The organism is Pseudonocardia sp. CA-142604, from assembly GCF_050948475.1.
In the GTDB taxonomy this organism is placed as follows: Bacteria; Actinomycetota; Actinomycetes; order Mycobacteriales; family Pseudonocardiaceae; genus Pseudonocardia; species Pseudonocardia alaniniphila.
Window position 1 is genome coordinate 8,398,522 of sequence record NZ_CP192045.1, and the last position, 18,903, is coordinate 8,417,424.

The window sequence follows — 18,903 nt, forward strand, 5'->3', positions numbered from 1 at the left end:
TCCTCGCCGATCGTGCCGGTCTTCCCTCTGGGTGCCCATGCCGACGCGGGCGGCGTCCGCTTCGCCGTGGCCTCCACCAGCGCGGACGCGGTCGAGGTGTGCCTCATCGACGGCACCGACGGGGCGCTGGGCGAGAAGCGCGTGGCGCTCACGGAACGCACCTTCGGCGTCTGGCACGGGTACCTCACAGGGGTGATGCCCGGGCAGCGCTACGGCTACCGGGTGCACGGTCCGTACCGGCCGTGGGACGGCGTGCGCGCCAACCCGGCCAAGATCCTCGTCGACCCCTACGCCCGGCGGATCACGGGCCGGGTCACCGACCTGCACGCAGCGCGCGGCTGGGTCGACGACCCCATGACCGGCCTGCTCAACACCGTCGACTCGCTCGGCCACGTGCCTCTCTCGGTCGTCACCGAACCCGACGTCCTCGCGGCGGGGCCGCGCCCGGACGTGCCGTGGTCGGAGACCGTGATCACGGAGCTGCACGTCCGCGGCTACACGAAGCTGCACCCCGAGGTGCCGCCCGAGCACCGCGGCACGTATCTCGGGCTCGCCCACCCTGCCGTGGTCGAACACCTGCGCGCGCTCGGCGTCACGGCCGTCGAACTGCTGCCCGTGGCGTCGATCGCCGACGAGCCACCGCTGGTGGAGAGCGGCCGGACGAACTACTGGGGCTACGCGACGCTCGGCTTCCTCGCCCCGCACGCCGGGTACGCGAGCGTCCCGGGAGCGGAGATCGAGGAGTTCCGCGCCATGGTCGCCGCGCTGCACGCGGCGAGCATCGAGGTGATCCTCGACTTCGTCCCCAACCACACCGCGGAGGGCGGGGTCGGGGGCACCACGCTGTCCTACCGCGGCCTCGACGCGCCCGCGTACTACTCGCTGGGCGGCAACGGCCACGACGCCGACATCACCGGCACCGGCAACACGCTCGACGCCGGCTCGCCCACCGTGATCCGGCTCGTGTGCGATGCGATGCGGCACTGGGTCACCACCTTCGGCGTCGACGGCTTCCGCATCGACCTCGCGAGCGTGCTCGGGCGGCCCCGGTCAGGAGCGTTCGACCCGAACGCACCGTTGCTCACGGCGATCTCGGTCGATCCGGTGCTGTCCCGCGTCAAGCTCATCGCCGAGCCGTGGGACGCCACGGGCGAGGGCTACCGGGTCGGCGGGTTCGGCGTGGCCTGGTCGGAGTGGAACGGCCGCTACCGCGACGCCGTGCGCGACTTCTGGCGCGGCCACGGCGGCATCGGCGAGGTGGCCTCGCGGCTGACCGGCAGCTCGGACCTGTACCGGCTCTCGGGTCGCCGTCCGTGGGCGTCGGTGAACTTCGTGACCGCGCACGACGGCTTCACCCTGCGCGACCTGGTCTCCTACGAGCACAAGCACAACGAGGCCAACGGCGAGCACAACCGTGACGGCACCGACGACAACCGCTCGCAGAACTTCGGCGTCGAGGGCGAGACGACCTCGCCGGTGCTCGTCTCGCGGCGGCTGGCGACGGCCCGCGCGATGCTCGCCACGCTGCTGCTGTCGACCGGCACCCCGATGCTGCTCGGAGGCGACGAGCTCTGGCGCACCCAGGGCGGCAACAACAACGCCTACTGCCTCGACGACGAGACGTCCTGGGTGGACTGGACCGACGACGAGGCCGCCGCGCTCACCGCGTTCACCGCTCGCGTGGCCCAGATCCGGCGCAGCTCCCCCGCCCTGCACCGCGACCGCTTCTACCGCGACGGCGAGGTGCTCTGGTGGCACCCGTCGGGGCGCCGGATGGGCGGGCACGACTGGCACGACGGCAACCTGCACAGCCTCGGCCTGCTGCGGGCGGAGTGGCTGCTTCTCCTGCACGCCGGCGATCCCGCGCTGGCCGCGACGCTGCCCCGGGGCGGCCCGTTCACGCCGGTGCTCGACAGCACCCGCCCGGACGGCGACCCGGTGAGCACGCGCCCCCTGCCCGGCCGCACGACCATCACCCTCCCGCCTCGCTCGCTGCTCCTCCTGCGCACCTCGTGAGGACGTACGCTCCCTCCGTGCCCCGTTATGACTTCCGCTGCCGTGAGTGCGGTTCCACATTCGAGGTCAGCCGCTCGATGACCGCCGCGAGCGACCCGGCCCCGTGCCCCGACGGGCACGACGACACCGTCAAGCTGCTCACCACCGTGGCCGTCGGCGGACTGAGCTCGCGCTCCGCCGCACCCGCCCGGGTCGGTGGCGGTGGAGGCGGCTGCTGCGGCGGCGGCTGCTGCGGCTGAGCCGCTCCGGTGATCCCTGCTCACCGGAATTGACCCGCGGGGCCTGCCGTCCGCCAGCCGTCGCGGGATGTCGGGTGGATGTTCGGCCCTGTTCACGTCGGTGCGCACTCGGGGCCAGTGACGATCTCTAGCGTTCTCGCGCGGTCCCGCGACGGCGACGCTGCGGTGGCCGGTTCCTCACTGGCCGCCTCACGCAGGAGAAGTGCACCGCCATGGGTCGTCGTTCGCGCATGTTCGCTGTGGGAGCCGCTGCGGCGGCACTGGCACTCGCGGCTCTGCTCCCGGCCGCCGGCAACGCCGTCGCGGAGCCGGGGGCGAGTTCCCCCGCCGCCTCCGACGGTGACCTGGCCTCCGATCTCGCAGCAGTGGACCGCTCCACCGAGTGGCAGCTCCTGTCGACGGTGACGCTCGGCTTCCCGACGTACCACCCTGAAGGACTCGTCGTCACGGCCGACCGCTTCTACCTGACGTCCACGCAGATCATCGAACCCACGAAGACGTATCCCGCGCCCGTCGACGGGTTCGACCGCACGCCCGGCAAGGGGATCGGCCACCTGTTCGTCATCGACCGCGACGGGAAGCTCGTCAAGGACGTCATCCTCGGCCACGGCGACGTCTACCACCCCGGCGGAATCGACCTGCACGGCGACGACCTCTGGATCCCCGTAGCGCAGTACCGGCCGGGCAGCACGGCCGAGATCGACCGTGTGGACGTCCGGACCCTCGATGTCACCACGGAGTTCACGGTCGACGACCACATCGGCGGAATCGTCTACGACGCCTCCACCGGGCACCTGGTCGGCAACAACTGGGGCTCGCGGAAGTTCTACGAGTGGACGCCGAGCGGCAAGCCCGTCACCACGTGGAAGAACCCGGAGAACCTGGTGGACTTCCAGGATTGCCAGTACGTGCCGAAGGGAAAGATGGCCTGCGGAGGAATCACGAACCTCCCGCAGACACCGAGCGCCGGGGGCGCGAAGGCCACTTACGAGCTCGGCGGCGTAGCGCTTCTCGACCTGCGCTCGCACACCGTCGTCAATGAGTTCCCGTTCCAGCAGTGGTCGGCCGCCGGCCACGTCATGACCCGAAACCCGCTGAAGCTCGCCGCGGACGGGGACGTGATCACGATGTGGGCGGCGCCGGACAACGGCGAGGAGACCGCCGGCACGCAGATCTACACCTGGCAGGCGACGGTCGCAGCGGAGGGCTGAGCACGACCGATCCGGGTCTCAGGCGGGGATCGGCGTCGCCGTGAACACCGAGTCCGGGTCGTAGTGCTGCTTCACCTGCCGCAGCCTCGGCAGGTTCCCGCCATACGAATGCTCGGTCTGCTCGCGCATGTCCGGCGCCAGCAGGTTGGGGTAGCCGCCCGGCAGGGCCTGCGGGGCCAACGCACGGCTCAGCCCCTCGGCCCAGGCCACGTGCCGCTCGGCCCCGTCGGCCGTGTCCCACACCGGGATGATCTGCAGCATGAAGTGGTCCCGGCGCGTCCCGAACGCGGTGGCGTCCGGGGCAACGCGCGTGGCGGCCCCTCGCAGGTACTGCCACGACACGACCGACAGCGGCGAGGTCCGGTCACCACCGGCGGCAACCAGCGTGGCCACCGAGTCGGGGCCCAGCTCAGCCAACGATCGGGTGCGCATCGCGGACCGTGCCGGCACGGCCGCCCGGGCGTCGGCCGGTACGAAGGTCTCCGGGAACTGCATCGGCCGCACCTGCTCGACGATCGGCTTGCCCAGTGCTGCCACCTCGGCCAGGAACCGCTCGCCCTCCGCCGGATCTCCGGACCAGACGGGCGTCAACGCCACCACCGGCGCTCCGTCAGGGCCCGGGACGATGCCCCCGACCATGCCGAGCTCGTCGGGCGCGGCCGCAGCCAACTCGGCGTGCCCGCGCAGCACCGCTTCCGCCTGTGACCAGGGGAAGACGATCGGCCCGGAGATCACCGTGGGAACGGCGTGGAGCCGGATCCGCATCGACGTGACGACGCCGAAGTTGCCGCCTCCACCGCGGAGCGCCCAGAACAGGTCGACGTTCTGCGACTCGTCGACGTCCAGCACCGTGCCGTCGGCGAGGACGATCTCCGCTCCGAGCAGGTTGTCCAGCGACAGGCCGAACCGCGGGCTCAGCGGGCTGTACCCACCCGCCATCGTCAACCCGGCCACCCCGACCACGCTGACGGTGCCGAGCACCGCTGCGAGCCCGTGCTCCGCGGCGGCCTGCGCGAGGCTCCCCGAGAGCACCCCTCCTCCCACCGTGGCCACCCGCGCCCCGGCGTCGACCTCGACGGCCCGCAGCCCGCTCATGTCGAGCACCAACCCGTCGGACCGCACAGCCCGTCCGAGCCAGTCGTGGGCGCCGCCGCGTACCGACAACGGCAGGCCGTGTGATCGAGCCGCGCGCACCGCGGCCCGTACGTCCTCGGTGCTCACACCCCGCACGACCAGAGCCGGCCGATGGTCGACGGCCTGGTTCACGACCGCCCGCGCCACGTCGTAACCGGCATCACCCGGCAGCAGAACCGAGCCCGCGATCCGTTCTCGCAGTTCCTCCGCGGCCCGCTTCGCAGAGACAGCAGAATCCTCCGGAATGACACACCCCCGCCAGAAAGGAGCGATTCATGAACGCCCGCGCCGGCAATTCGGCTCGCTCGAACCCGCTTCCGCCCCGACCGTACACGAGCTGCCGGCCCGCTGAACACGGAAAACGTCCCATTTCAACTGCTCTCGGGAATTCCGGCAAGTAACAAAACAAGTCTGGCCGAACGAATGGCACCCCCGTCCGATGGTTACGGACGAGAGTGCCGCTGGGTCCACTCAGGACTGCGGAGAACGTGACCCCGGCTCAGGTCATTCGGCACCGTCCCCGGTGCCCGCCCCAACGAACGGGGCGCTCGTCCACCGGGTCCGTGCCGTTCGGTTCGCGGCGAGTCGGCGTCAGTGGGCGAGTACGACCTTGCCCAGTTCCGCGGGCGTGGCCAGGAGGGGGTGCGACGGCAGAACGCGGACCGTGTAGCCGGTGAGGCCGGCGTGCGGGAGCTTCACGACCGCTTCGAAGCGCTCACCCATCCCGTCCGCGTCGCCGACGTGCTGCATCGCCACGGTCACCGCGTCGGCCAGGTCGTCGGTGTGGCCGACGCGTCCCACCACGGCCTCCACGATGACGTCCGACGGGGCGAGTCCGGCGAGCTCCACGGCGGCCCGCACCGTCATGGCCGCGCCGACCTCAGGGGTGTCCGGCAGCCCGGAGGCGTCGACGCCGGTGACACCCACGCGCGTCCACGCCGCGTTGAGCCGGGCCCGGTAGGCGGCCAGTTCCCTCGCGGGCCCGTAGTCGTCGGCCACGATCCGGGCGGCGGCGCGCCCGGCGGGGGCGTACCAGTCCTCCACGTACTCGCGCACCATGCGGGTGGCCTGGACCTGGGGGCGCAGCGTGGTGAGGGTGTGGCGCACCAGCTCCGTCCAGCGCACGGGCACACCGTCGGTGCGTTCGTAGAACGCCGGTGCCACCTGCGTGGCCAGCAGCTCGTAGAGGGCGTTGGCCTCCAGGTCGTCGCGGCGCACCGGGTCGTCGATCCCGTCGGCGGTGGGGATGGCCCATCCGTTGGCGCCGTCATAGAGCTCGTCCCACCAGCCGTCGCGGATCGAGAGGTTGAGCCCCCCGTTCAGCGCCGACTTCATCCCCGACGTGCCGCACGCCTCCAGCGGGCGCAACGGGTTGTTCAGCCACACGTCGCAGCCCCAGTAGAGGTAGCGGGCCATCGACATGTCGTAGTCGGGCAGGAACACGATGCGGTGCCGCACCGCAGGGTCGTCGGCGAAGCGGACGACCTCCTGGATGAGCGCCTTGCCGCCGTCGTCTGCGGGGTGGCTCTTGCCCGCGACGACGAGCTGCACCGGCCGGTGCGGGTCGAGCAGCAGGTCGCGCAGCCGGTCCTTGTCACGCAGCATCAAGGTGAGCCGCTTGTAGGTGGGGACGCGCCGGGCGAACCCGACGGTCAGCACCTCGGGGTCGAACACCTGGTCGGTCCAGCCCAGCTCGGGCGTCGACGCCCCGCGCTGCAGCCACGCCTCCCGGACGCGGCGCCGAACCTCGGAGACCAGCCGGGCACGCAACGCGCCGCGCAGCTCCCAGAGCGTCTCGTCGGGCACCGGCTCGTGCGACGGCTGCCCGGCCATGGCACCCGGCCCGGGGTCGCCGAGCAGCGCCGTGACCTCCCTGGCCTCCCACGTGTGGCCGTGCACGCCGTTCGTGACGGAGCCGATCGGCACCTCGTCGGCGTCGAAGCCCTCCCAGAGCCCGCCGAACATGCTGCGCGAGACCCGCCCGTGCAGCCGAGAGACGCCGTTGGCGCGCTGGGCCAGCCGCAGCCCCATGTGCGCCATGTTGAACATGTTCGGGTTCTCCTCGGCGCCCAGCGCGAGGATCCGGTCCATCGGCACCCCCGGCAGCAGGGTGTCGGAGAAGTAGTGCTGCACCATGTCGACCGGGAACCGGTCGATGCCAGCGGGCACCGGGGTGTGGGTGGTGAAGACGGTGCCTGCGCGGACGGCGGCGACGGCCTCGTCGAAGGTGAGGGGCTGCACACCGGCTTCCGAACGGGCCAGCAGCTCGCGGATGCGCTCCAGTCCCAGGTAGCCGGCGTGCCCCTCGTTGGTGTGGAACACCTCGGGCTCGGCGTGGCCGGTGACCGCGCAGAACGCGCGCACAGCACGCACCCCGCCGATGCCGACGAGGATCTCCTGCCGGATGCGGTGGTCCTGGTCGCCCCCGTAGAGCCGGTCGGTGACGCTGCGGTAGTCGGGCTCGTTCTCCTCGATGTCGGAGTCGAGCAGCAGGAGCGGCACCCGGCCGATGGCCGCCTGCCACACCCTGGACCGCAGGGTGCGCCCCGCCGGCATGGCCACGTCGATGAGCACGGGCTGCCCGTCGGCGTCCGTGAGCAGCTGCAGCGGGAGGCCCTGGGGGTCGAGCACCGGGTAGTGCTCGAGCTGCCAGCCGTCCAACGACAAGGACTGCCGGAAGTACCCCGACCGGTACAGCAGCCCCACCCCGATCAGCGGCACGCCCAGATCGGAGGCGGCCTTGAGGTGGTCGCCCGCGAGCACGCCGAGCCCACCGGAGTAGTTCGGCAGCACCTCGCTGACGCCGAACTCCATGGAGAAGTAGCCGACGGCCGCAGGCAGGCTGGGGTCGTCCTCGCGCTCGATCTGGTACCAGCGCGGCTCCTGGAGGTAGCTCTCCAGATCGTCGGCCAGCTCCCGCACCGTGACGACGGTGTCGGCGTCCTTGGCGAGCTCACCGAAGCGCGCCGAGGAGATCTCGCCCAGCAGCCGCACGGGGTCGTGTCCCGCCCGTTCCCAGGCGTCCGGGTCGAGGGCGGCGAAGAGATCCTGCGTCGGTGCGTGCCAACTCCACCGCAGATTGGTCGCCAGGGCCTGTAGCGGTGCCAGCGGCGCTGGCAGCTGGGCGCGTACGGTGAACCGCCGGAGAGCTCTCACGGCGGGAACCATAGATGAATGGATTCCGTGATCGGTCAAGCGTTGTGCGGCCTTCCACCGCGCGGCCCGCGGCGGGGGCGACCGAGAGGCCGCGCCGACGCGGCTTCGTCCGTACGGCGGACATCAGGTCACGATCACGTGAACGGCAGTGACCCGTTCTGACCTGGGCCATAACGGGTAGATAGGTTTGTGACTTCCGCGATGGGCGTGCAGCTGGGGGGTGAGCCGACGATGACGGGTCGGCTGGGAATCGATGACGTCAGCCCCTCGGTGAGCGGTGGCCGCCATCCCAGCAAGGCCGTGGTCGGCGAGGTGATCCCTATCGGCGCCACGGTATGGCGGGAAGGCCATGACGCCGTCGCCGCCAACGTGGTCTGGAAGAAGGTGGGCAGTCGCGAGCCCGCCCACCACGTCCGCATGACCCCCACCGGCACCGGCACCGACCGTTTCGCAGCCATCGTCACCGCGCCCGAGTCCGGCCTGTGGACCTTCCGCGTCGACGCCTGGAGCGACCCCTGGTCCACCTGGCGCCACGCCGTCACCGTCAAGCTCGATGCGGGCCAGGGCCCCGACGAGCTGGCCAACGACCTCGAGGTCGGCGCCCGGCTGCTGCAGCGAGTGGGCCGCCGTCCCGGCGAGCGCAACCACCGTGACCTGCTCTTCGGCGCCGCCAACGCCCTGCGCGACACCGCGCTGCCGCTCCACGCCCGGGTCGCGCCGGCGCTGTTCCCGGCCGTCCAGACGATCATGACGGAGCGCCCGATCCGTGAGCTGATCACGCGGGGCCGTCCCCAGCAGATATATGTCGACCGGGAGCGGGCACTCTTCGGCTCCTGGTACGAGATCTTCCCCCGCTCCACGGGTGGTCGCGACGAGACCGGCCGCGCCGTGCACGGCTCGTTCGTCACGGCGGCCAAGGAGCTCGACCGCATCGCCGCGATGGGCTTCGACGTGGTCTACCTCCCGCCGATCCACCCGATCGGCACGGTGCACCGCAAGGGCCGCAACAACTCCGTGAACGCAGGCCCCGGCGACGTCGGCTCCCCGTGGGCCATCGGCTCGGCGGAGGGCGGGCACGACGCGATCGAGGCCGAGCTCGGCACGATCGACGACTTCGACGCATTCGTGGCGCGCACCCACGACCTCGGCATGGAGGTGGCGCTGGACTTCGCGCTCCAGTGCGCCCCCGACCACCCGTGGGTGGCCGAGCACCCGGAGTGGTTCACGGTCCGGCCCGACGGCACCATCGCCTACGCCGAGAACCCGCCGAAGAAGTACCAGGACATCTACCCGATCAACTTCGACAACGACCCGGCCGGGATCTACGCCGAGTCGCTGCGCGTCGTTCTGCACTGGGTCGAGCACGGCGTCCGGATCTTCCGTGTGGACAACCCCCACACGAAGCCGCCGAACTTCTGGCACTGGCTGATCTGGCAGGTGAAGTCCCGCTACCCGGACGTACTCTTCCTCGCCGAGGCGTTCACGCGCCCCGCGCGCCTGTTCGGGCTGGCCCGCCTCGGGTTCACGCAGTCCTACAGCTACTTCACCTGGCGCACCACGAAGGCCGAGCTCACCGAGTTCGCGCTGATGCATGCGGAGCGGGCCGACGAGGCGAGGCCCAACCTCTTCGTCAACACCCCGGACATCCTCCACGAGTCGCTCCAGACCGGCGGCCCCGCGATGTTCGCCATCCGGGCCACCCTCGCCGCCACGATGGCGCCGACGTGGGGCGTCTACTCCGGCTACGAGCTGTACGAGTGGGAGCCCGTCAAGCCCGGGAGCGAGGAGTACCTCAACTCGGAGAAGTACGAGTTGCGCCCGCGTGACTTCGAGGGAGCCGCGGCGAGCGGCAAGTCGCTGGAGCCCTACATCACGCGGCTCAACGAGATCCGGCGCGCGCACCCGGCGCTGCAGCAGCTGCGCGACATCCAGTTCCACAGCGTCGACAACGACGCGCTCATCGCCTACTCGAAGACCGAGCCTGCCACGGGCGACACCGTGCTCGTGGTGTGCACGCTCGACTCGAAGTTCGCGCAGGAGGGCACCACGTCACTGGACATGCCGGCACTCGGCGTGGACTGGGACGAGACCGTCACGGTGCACGACGAGGTGAGCGGCGAGTCCTACCAGTGGGGCCAGTTCAACTACGTCCGGCTGGACCCCCTGGCCCACGTCGCGCACATCTTCCGCGTGGAGCGGCCGACGGCGTAGCCCGCCGCCGGAATCCACTCACCGTCGTCGCGCGCCCGGAATATCCGGGCGCGCGACGACGTCTTTTGCCTGGGTACCGGCCCCCTCCGGGTGCTCAAGATCGTTTCGGCTGTGCCCTTGATCGGCCCGGGCGAAATCGGTAGCAGTTCGTCGGAGATCGGTTACCAGAACTTCATCTCTACAGCGCACCCGAAGACGAGCGCGGTCGTTGCCGCGCCGGGTGCAACAGTTACTCTCACCCCAGCTACCGAGCCACGTTCTGCGCGCGGGCCCTTCGCCCGGTAAGACTGGCCGGGTGCTCCTCCCGCCATCCGTCCCCGCCCGGTAGGAACGCGATACCCCTATGTCCATCGACACCTCGGCCGCTGCCGCCCAAAACTCCTCAGATGACCAGCTGATCGAGAACTCCTCCGACGAGTACGACCACGCTCGGACGCTCGACGTCGACCACGACTGGTTCAAGCGGGCCGTGTTCTACGAGGTGCTCGTCAGAGCGTTCTCCGACTCCAACCGCGACGGCACGGGAGACCTGCGCGGACTCACCGAGAAGCTCGACTACCTGCAGTGGCTGGGTGTGGACTGCCTCTGGCTGCCGCCCTTCTACGACTCGCCGCTGCGCGACGGCGGCTACGACATCCGCGACTTCCGGGCGGTGCTTCCCGAGTTCGGCACGGTCGAGGATTTCGTCGTGCTGCTCGACGAGGCGCACAAGCGGGGCATCCGGGTGATCACGGACCTGGTCATGAACCACACGTCCGACACGCACCCGTGGTTCGAGGAGTCCCGGCGCAACCCCGAGGGCCCCTACGGCGACTACTACGTCTGGGCCGACGACGACTCCGGCTACGCCGACGCCCGGATCATCTTCGTCGACACCGAGACGTCGAACTGGACCTACGACCCGGTGCGCGGGCAGTTCTACTGGCACCGCTTCTTCTCCCACCAGCCCGACCTGAACTACGACAACCCGGCCGTCCAGGAAGCGATGCTCGAGGTGCTGCGGTTCTGGCTGGACCTCGGGATCGACGGCTTCCGGCTCGACGCGGTGCCGTACCTGTTCGAGCGGGAGGGCACCAACTGCGAGAACCTCACGGAGTCGCACGCCTTCCTCAAGCGCTGCCGGAAGGTGATGGACGACGAGTACCCGGGCCGGGTGCTGCTCGCCGAGGCCAACCAGTGGCCGTCGGACGTCGTGGAGTACTACGGCGACGCGGAGGTCGGCGGCGACGAGTGCCACATGGCATTCCACTTCCCGCTGATGCCACGCATCTTCATGGCGGTGCGCCGGGAGAACCGCTTCCCGATCTCGGAGATCCTGGCCCAGACGCCGTCGATCCCGTCCGGGGCGCAGTGGGGCATCTTCCTGCGCAACCACGACGAGCTGACGCTCGAGATGGTCACCGACGAAGAGCGCGACTACATGTACGCGGAGTACGCCAAGGACCCGCGGATGAAGGCCAACATCGGGATCCGCCGCCGGCTGGCCCCGCTGCTGGAGAACGACCGCAACCAGCTTGAGCTGTTCACGGCCCTCCTGCTGTCCCTGCCCGGCTCACCTGTTCTGTACTACGGTGACGAGATCGGTATGGGAGACAACATCTGGCTCGGCGACCGCGACGCGGTGCGCAGCCCGATGCAGTGGACGCCCGATCGCAACGCCGGTTTCTCCACGTGCGACCCGGGGCGGATGTACCTGCCGATCATCATGGACCCCCTCTACGGCTACCAGGCCGTCAACGTCGAGGCGCAGGTCAACTCCACGACGTCGCTGCTGCACTGGAACCGGCACATGATCGAGGTCCGCAAGCGCCACCACGCCTTCGGTGTGGGCGAATACCAGGAGCTCGGCGGCACCAACCCATCGGTGCTCGCCTACGTGCGCAGCTACGGCGACGACGTCGTCCTGTGTGTGAACAACATGTCGAGGTTCCCGCAGCCCGTCGAGCTGGACCTGTCGCCGTGGCAGGGGTGCGCCCCCCACGAACTCACCGGAGGAGTGCCGTTCCCGCGGATCGGTGAGCTGCCCTATCTGCTGACGCTGCCAGGGCACGGCTTCTACTGGTTCTCGATCACCCCTGCGGAGGAGTCTGCGTGAGTCTGGCCGAGGAGCTCCCGTCCCTGCTGCCCCAGTGGCTGCCTCAGCAGCGCTGGTTCGCCGCAAAGGGCCGACCGGTCCGGCAGGTGGCACTGACCAGCGTCACACCGCTCCTGACCGAGGACGAACCGCTCCTCGACCTCGTGCTGTTCGCCGTCGCGTTCGACGACGACTCCCCGGTGCAGCACTACCAGCTACTCGTCGCCCGCAGGGAGCACCTGCGTGGCGAGCTGGAGCACGCGTGCATCGGACAGGTCGGCAACTGCATGGCCTACGACGGGCTGTGGGACCCCACGGTCACCGAGTGGTTGCTCGAAGCGGTGCGCAGCGGGCTCACCGTCGGTGACGTGCGGTTCGTGCCCGAGCCCGGCGCCAAGATCGCGGAGGGTGCGATCGGGCGTGTCATGGGCGTCGAGCAGTCCAACACGTCGGTGTCCTGGGGCGACCAGTCGATCCTCAAGCTGTTCCGCCGGATGGCTTCCGGCGTGAACCCGGACCTGGAGCTCCACCGCGCGTTGCGGTCAGTGGGAAGCCGGGAGGTCGCCGCCTTGCAGGGGGCGATCGAAGGTGTGCTGGACGGCGAGCCCGTCACGCTCGCCATGCTGCAGGACTTCGCCGCCAACTCGGCCGACGGCTGGTCGATGGCGCTCGCGAGCGTGCGTGACCTGCTGGCCGAGGGCGATCTGCACGCCGACGAGGTCGGTGGCGATTTCGCGGGCGAGGCATCACGGCTCGGAGAGACCGTCGCGGTGGTGCACGCCGAGCTGCGCCGGGCCCTCGGCACGAGCGAGCGCAACCCGCGCGCACTGGCGGCCACGTGGCACGAGCGGCTCTCCGCCGTGGTGGCGCAGGTGCCCACGCTGGAGCCGTACGTGCAGCCGATCCGCGAGGTCTACGACGCGGTCGCCACGGTGGAGGGATCGATCCCCACCCAGCGCGTGCACGGCGACCTGCACCTCGGCCAGACGCTGCGCACACCGTTCGGCTGGCTCGTGATCGACTTCGAGGGAGAGCCTGCCGCACCGCTCGCCGAGCGGGTGAAGCCCGACTCGGCGCTGCGTGACATCGCCGGGATGCTGCGCTCGTTCGACTACGCAGCCTTCCACCAGCTCTCGCAGTGGGAGCCCGCAGGCGATCTGACCAACCCGGACCACGACTCGCAGATGGCATGGCGGGCCAAGGAATGGGCCGAGCGCAACCGGTCGGCGTTCTGCGACGGCTACACGCTCCGGGCAGGCTCCGATCCCCGCGACCAGGCCGTGCTGCTGCGCGGATACGAGCTGGACAAGGCCGTCTACGAGGTGCTCTACGAGACCCGCAGCCGCCCGTCGTGGGCTCAGATCCCGCTGGCCTCGATCGCCCGGCTCACTGCCGACGCCATGTCCGAGCGCGGCGACACCAGGAGCGTCGGCTGATCCGACCGGGCGCCCGCACAGAGATCACCTACGGGCCGCTGGTCGGTTCCGGCCGGGTACACCGGATGGTCGAGCCAGGGTCGGCAGCGAACGCTGCAGCACAATAGGGTGCGCGGGTGGATCGTGAGGAGAACCAGACCCGGACGATCAGCGCAGCGACGACGAACTCGACCTCGAAGAGTTCGACCTCGAACGCCTCGTCGTCCACGACCAGCACGGTCGCCCACGCGTATCCGCCGGACCCCAAAACGGTGGACCGCGTGCTCGGTGGAGCGCACCACGACCCGCACTCCGTGCTCGGCGCACATCCGCACCCCGACGGCACCGTGATACGCGTGCTGCGCCCGCACGCCGACGAGGTGAACGTGGTCCGCGAGGGCGGCGAGAGCCACCCCCTGGTCAAGGTGCACGAGGCCGGACTGTTCTCCGGCATCGTGCCGGGCCCACCGGCCGACTACCGCCTCGCCGTGCGTTATGGCGAGCGCGTGGACAACGTCGACGACCCGTACCGCTGGCTGCCGACGCTCGGCGAGATCGACCTGCACCTGATCGGAGAGGGCCGCCACGAACGGCTGTGGGATGTGCTCGGCGCGCACGTGCGCAGCTACGACACCCCGGCCGGTCCCGTCACGGGCACGAGCTTCGCCGTCTGGGCGCCCACGGCGCAGGGCGTTCGCGTCACCGGCGACTTCGACGGCTGGTCGGGCTGGGCACACCCCATGCGTGTGCTGGGCAGCACGGGGGTGTGGGAGCTCTTCGTCCCCGGCATCGGCCCCGGCGTGCGCTACAAGTTCCGCATCCTCGGCAAGGACGGCCGGTGGCGCGACAAGGCCGACCCGATGGCGTTCCGCACCGAGATCCCGCCCGCCACGGCGTCGATCGTGGAGGAGTCGACCTTCGAGTGGGGCGACGAGGAGTGGATGACGGCGCGTGAGCTCCGCCAGCCGCACGTCGAGCCGATGAGTGTCTACGAGGTGCACCTCGGCTCGTGGCGCCAGGGCCTCACCTACCGCGAGATGGCGCACCAGCTGGTCGACTACCTCGACGAGACGGGCTTCACGCACATCGAGCTGCTGCCCGTGGCCGAGCACCCGTTCGGCGGGTCGTGGGGTTACCAGGTCACGTCGTACTACGCGCCGACCGCACGGTTCGGCGAACCCGACGACTTCCGCTACTTCGTCAATTATCTGCATCGCCACGGCTACGGCGTGATCGTCGACTGGGTACCGGCGCACTTCCCGCGGGACGAGTGGGCGCTGGCTAAATTCGACGGCACGCCGCTCTACGAGCACGCCGACCCACGGCGCGGCGAGCAGCCCGACTGGGGCACGCTCGTGTTCGACTTCGGACGCATCGAGGTGCGCAACTTCCTCGTCGCGAACGCGCTCTACTGGCTCGAGGAGTTCCACGTCGACGGCCTGCGGGTCGACGCCGTGGCGAGCATGCTCTACCTCGACTACTCGCGTCCTGAGGGCCAATGGCTGCCGAATGTGCACGGCGGCCGGGAGAACCTGGACGCCGTCGCGTTCCTGCAGGAGATGAACGCGACCGTGTACCGCAAGTACGCGGGGGTCGTCACGATCGCCGAGGAGTCCACGGCGTGGCCGGGCGTCTCGCGCCCCACCCACCTCGGCGGGCTGGGGTTCGGCTTCAAATGGAACATGGGCTGGATGCACGACACGCTCGACTACGTCGGGCGCGACCCGATCTACCGGGGCTACCACCACAACCAGATGACCTTCTCGCTGATGTACGCGTTCAGCGAGAACTTCGTGCTGCCGCTCTCCCACGACGAGGTGGTGCACGGCAAGGGCTCGCTGTGGACGCGGATGCCTGGGGATGCCTGGAACAAGGCCGCCGGCCTGCGCGCCACACTCGCCTACATGTGGGCCCACCCGGGCAAGCAGCTGCTGTTCCAGGGCGGCGAGTTCGGCCAGGAGCGGGAGTGGTCCGAGCAGCGCTCGCTCGACTGGGACCTGCTCGAGGACCCGCTGCACCAGGGCATCAAGACGCTCGTCGGCGACCTGAACCGCACCTACCGGGCCACCCCTGCGCTGTGGACGAAGGACACCACCCCCGAGGGCTTCTCCTGGATCGACGCGAACGACGCCTCGGGCAACGTCCTGAGCTTCCTGCGGCACGGGGTGGACGCCGACGGCAAGCCCACCGTGCTCGCCTGCGTGGCCAACTTCTCGGGCACCCCCACGCCCGACTACCGGGTGGGGCTGCCGTTCGCGGGCAGGTGGCGGGAGGTGCTCAACACCGACGCCCAGATCTACGGCGGCTCGGGGGTGGGCAACCTCGGCGCCGTGGAGGCCGAGCCGTCGGTGTGGCACGGCCGACCGGCGTCGGCGACGCTGCAGCTTCCGCCATCAGGTGTGTTGTGGCTGGTCCCCGAGCCGTTCCAGGGCGCAGTGCGCCGGGCCGCGGCCGCGCGGGCATCCGTCCCGGCCGCCGCACCCGCTGTGCTCCTGGATGTCGTGCCCGCCGAGGAGGACGTGGTGGATCAGGCTCCCGCGGCTCCGGTCACGGACGATGCCCCGGAGGTGGCGCCGCCCGTACCCGAGGTCGAGGTCGAGGTTCGCGCCGACGTGGAAGGGGAGCCGCACGTGGAGGTCGAGCCCGTGGCCACGGCTTCCGCGCCCGCCGGGCCGTCGGATCTCGCCGAGCCCGCGGAGCCGACCACGCCGACGAGCGGACGCAACGGCGTCGACCCGAGCAGAGCGACCCAGTAACCGATCAGGATCGCGCAGTAGAGCGACCGCGCCACGTCCGGCCAGAGGCCGTGGGGCGGCCACTCCGCGTTCCACGACACCGGAATGACGATCACCGCGAGCGCGACGGCCGCGGTGGCGGTCCGCCCGAGCGCGATCAGCACGAGCACGCCCGGCCACAGCAGCATCAGATAGTTGTGCCAGGAGATCGGAGAGACGAGCAGGCCCGCGGCGACCACAGCGAACGGTGCCGTTCCGGCCGGGTCGATGCGCTCGCGGTGGCGGCCGATCCAGATGAGCGTGCCGATGAGGACGACCGCGCCGAGCAGCGTGCCCAGCACGGACGGCACCCCGAACCGCACCGCGAGCCCGGGCAGCGAGGCGTTGTCCACCGTGTCGGGCACAGGTTCCGTGACCGCGATGCGCAGCCATTCGAACCCACTGGACGGCCCGGCGATCAGCACTCCGAGCAGCGTGGCGGCTGCGGCCGAGGTCAGCCCGGCGCGCAACGGCACCCAGCGCCGCTGCACCGCGGGGAGCAGCAGCAGTGGCGCGAGCGACGGTTTGAGCGCCACGGTGATCCCGAAAAGCACGGCGGCGAGAACCGGCCGGCCCCGCCGTTCGGCGATCCAGCCGGCCACGAGACCGGCGAGCAGGAGCGGGTAGATCTGACCGAGCACGAGCGTGCCGTGCAAGGGCGAGGAACAGAGCACGGCCAGCACGGCCAGCGTGGTGGCACCTCGCCCGAGGCGCAGCTCACGGGCCACGGCCAGCACCGCGGCCACGACGATGAGCAGCGTGAACGCGGCGAAGATCCGGTACGCCACGAGGGAGCTCAACCCGGCGAGGGGCGTGAGCAGCACCGTGAGGAGCGGCGGGTTCAGGTTCGTGAGCTTGGCACCGGTGTGGTAAATGTCGGCGCCGTGGGTGGCCGCCACCGCGGAGTGCCAGAAGGTGTCGAAGTCGACGTGTAGCTCGCGCATGTCCGTGGACGGCAGCAACATCACCAGCGCGTCGGGATGCCGCACGTAGAGCACGACCGTCGTGACGATCGACGCCACCACGAGCAGCCCGGCGATACCCCATCGCACGGCCTCGGCCCGGCGCTCGGGGTGCTCCTTCATCAACGACACGGTGACTGACGCTATCCCGCGCGTCCGGATTCCGCGGAACCGCTCCCCCGCATCGCCCGAGTGACGATGATGATCGTCGTGCGCGTTCCGTCCCGGCAGCGACCGCCGGCAGCGGCCCTTCTCGCCGTCGCGCTGAGCGTTCTCGTCGCTGGATGCACACAGGCGGTTCCGGGTCACGCCCGTCCCGCGCCCCAGCATCCGGCAGCGTCGGTTGCGGCCACCCCTGGCAGCCTGCCGGCCACGGGCGACGTCACCGCCGATGCCACTGCCGCACTCCAGGAGATCTGGCGCAGCGCGTTCCCGGCTGCGTTCGGCCGGGCGTGGACCGACATCGCGAGGTTCGAGCCGGTTCACACCGCGAACGCCGCCGCGCCTGCGCCGACGTGCGTCGACCGGGTGGCCGACCTCGTCGGCCAGGCCTTCTACTGTCCCGCCGCCGACGCCGTCGTCTGGGACGCCGACACCCTGGTGCCCGACCTGCACCGCCGGTTCGGAAGCGCCGGGGTGACCGTCGCGCTGGCGCACGAGGTGGGGCACGCCGTGCAGACCCGGCTCGGGATCGACGAGGCGCAGTCCCGGGAACCGCGGCGATACCCGGCGATCCTGCTGGAGACGATGGCCGACTGCTATGCAGGTGCCGCCTTCGCCCAGCCGGGCCTTGAGTCCGTGGGCGGGCTCGCCACCGACGCACCTGTCGCTGACGACGCGCTGCTGGCGCTCGTGGGCTTCCGCGACCCACTCGGTGTCGAACCGGGCGACGACAGCGCGCACGGCAACGCGTTCGACCGAGTCTCGGCGTTCCAGGACGGCTTCCGGGACGGAGCCGCCCGCTGCGCGGCGATGACCACGGAGAACCGGGTGTTCACCCAGCGCCGGTTCGGCTCAGCGGCCGATCGGGCCCGGGGCGGTGACCTTCCGCTGCCGCTGCTTCTGGATGCCGTGCAGCACGACGCCGTCGGATGGTTCGGCGCGCTGGCGCCCGGCCGGAACGTGCCGCCACTGAACGGCGCGGTCTGTCCGGTCCACGGTGGAACGGCCCAGGGTCCGGTGCTGTTCTGCCCGGCAGACGGCGGGCTGTCGATCGACCGCAGCGCGCTCGCCGCCGTGCATCGGGAGGTGGGCGACTTCGCGGGCGTCACGCTGGTGGCGAGCCGCTACGGCGTCGCAGTGCTCGGTGCGCTCGGCCTGGCCACGGAGGGGCCGGCCGCCGGCGCGGCCGCGGTGTGCCTGGCCGGCGCCTACACCGCTGCGCTCATGGAGCCGGGCCGCGGGTTCACGCTCTCCCCTGGCGACCTCGACGAAGCCGTACAGGTGCTCCTCACCCACGACTGGGCCGCCCGCGACGCCGAGGGCGATGTGGATTCGGCCGAGCACGGGTTCGAGCGCGTCGCACGGTTCCGCGCCGGGTTGCTCGACGGCCCCGGCTCCTGCCTGCCTCACCGCTGAAGGCAACGAACGTCGGCGCTTGACGCTTCGAGAGGCCGAGGGGAAGGCTGCTGATGCGGATCTCGTCGCGACGACGCTGCTGCGGCGACCGCTCTACGGTGAGTGCCGCGACAGGGCGACGCCGACCGGTGAC

At 70.7% G+C, this 18,903-nt stretch carries 10 protein-coding genes and 1 pseudogene; 8 read left to right on the top strand and 3 right to left on the bottom strand.

The window, feature by feature from the left end; genetic code table 11:
- The first annotated feature begins 12 nt into the window (after positions 1-12).
- From glgX to ACQPZQ_RS38055, 3 genes are all read left to right on the top strand, one after another.
- Entirely contained in the window at positions 13-2,016 is a 2,004-nt protein-coding gene (gene glgX, locus ACQPZQ_RS38045; RefSeq protein WP_433289148.1) for a glycogen debranching protein GlgX, read from the top strand.
- Between the two features lie 17 nt (positions 2,017-2,033).
- Positions 2,034-2,255 (top strand): FmdB family zinc ribbon protein, encoded by a 222-nt coding sequence (locus ACQPZQ_RS38050; protein ID WP_433289150.1) that lies wholly within the window; start codon positions 2,034-2,036, stop codon positions 2,253-2,255.
- 230 nt (positions 2,256-2,485) lie between these two features.
- A complete protein-coding gene (locus tag ACQPZQ_RS38055) occupies positions 2,486-3,466 on the top strand; it encodes a DUF6454 family protein (protein ID WP_433289152.1) in 981 nt (326 codons plus the stop codon).
- 18 nt (positions 3,467-3,484) lie between these two features.
- Here ACQPZQ_RS38055 and ACQPZQ_RS38060 read toward each other — a convergent pair whose 3' ends face one another.
- Both ACQPZQ_RS38060 and glgP read right to left on the bottom strand, forming a co-directional pair.
- The gene (locus ACQPZQ_RS38060; protein ID WP_433289154.1) at positions 3,485-4,747 is read right to left on the bottom strand and encodes an FAD-binding oxidoreductase; all 1,263 of its coding nucleotides are present in this window, start codon (positions 4,745-4,747) and stop codon (positions 3,485-3,487) included.
- 444 nt (positions 4,748-5,191) lie between these two features.
- Positions 5,192-7,756, bottom strand: a complete 2,565-nt coding sequence (glgP, locus tag ACQPZQ_RS38065) for an alpha-glucan family phosphorylase (RefSeq protein WP_433289156.1) — start codon at positions 7,754-7,756, stop codon at positions 5,192-5,194.
- 231 nt (positions 7,757-7,987) lie between these two features.
- Here glgP and ACQPZQ_RS38070 point away from each other — a divergent pair, with 231 nt between their 5' ends.
- The 4 genes from ACQPZQ_RS38070 to glgB all read left to right on the top strand — a co-directional run bounded on the left by ACQPZQ_RS38070 (position 7,988) and on the right by glgB (position 16,212).
- Entirely contained in the window at positions 7,988-9,967 is a 1,980-nt protein-coding gene (locus ACQPZQ_RS38070) for an alpha-1,4-glucan--maltose-1-phosphate maltosyltransferase (RefSeq protein ID WP_433289158.1), read from the top strand.
- Positions 9,968-10,310: 343 nt separating this feature from the next.
- Positions 10,311-12,062, top strand: a complete 1,752-nt coding sequence (gene treS, locus ACQPZQ_RS38075) for a maltose alpha-D-glucosyltransferase (RefSeq protein ID WP_433289160.1) — start codon at positions 10,311-10,313, stop codon at positions 12,060-12,062.
- On the top strand, positions 12,059-13,477 hold the full coding sequence (locus ACQPZQ_RS38080) for a maltokinase N-terminal cap-like domain-containing protein (protein ID WP_433289162.1): 1,419 nt from the start codon (positions 12,059-12,061) through the stop codon (positions 13,475-13,477). Before treS ends, ACQPZQ_RS38080 begins: the two co-directional genes overlap by 4 nt.
- Positions 13,478-13,728: 251 nt before the next feature.
- On the top strand, positions 13,729-16,212 hold the full coding sequence (gene glgB / locus ACQPZQ_RS38085) for a 1,4-alpha-glucan branching protein GlgB (protein WP_433299559.1): 2,484 nt from the start codon (positions 13,729-13,731) through the stop codon (positions 16,210-16,212).
- 200 nt (positions 16,213-16,412) lie between these two features.
- Here the strand turns inward: glgB and ACQPZQ_RS38090 are convergent.
- A pseudogene (locus ACQPZQ_RS38090) lies at positions 16,413-17,522 on the bottom strand (glycosyltransferase family 87 protein); the annotation flags it as partial.
- Here ACQPZQ_RS38090 and ACQPZQ_RS38095 point away from each other — a divergent pair.
- Positions 17,403-18,770: a neutral zinc metallopeptidase gene (locus tag ACQPZQ_RS38095; protein WP_433289164.1), complete on the top strand. Its 1,368-nt coding sequence runs from the start codon at positions 17,403-17,405 to the stop codon at positions 18,768-18,770. The pseudogene ACQPZQ_RS38090 and the gene ACQPZQ_RS38095 overlap by 120 nt on opposite strands.
- Positions 18,771-18,903: the final 133 nt, after the last annotated feature.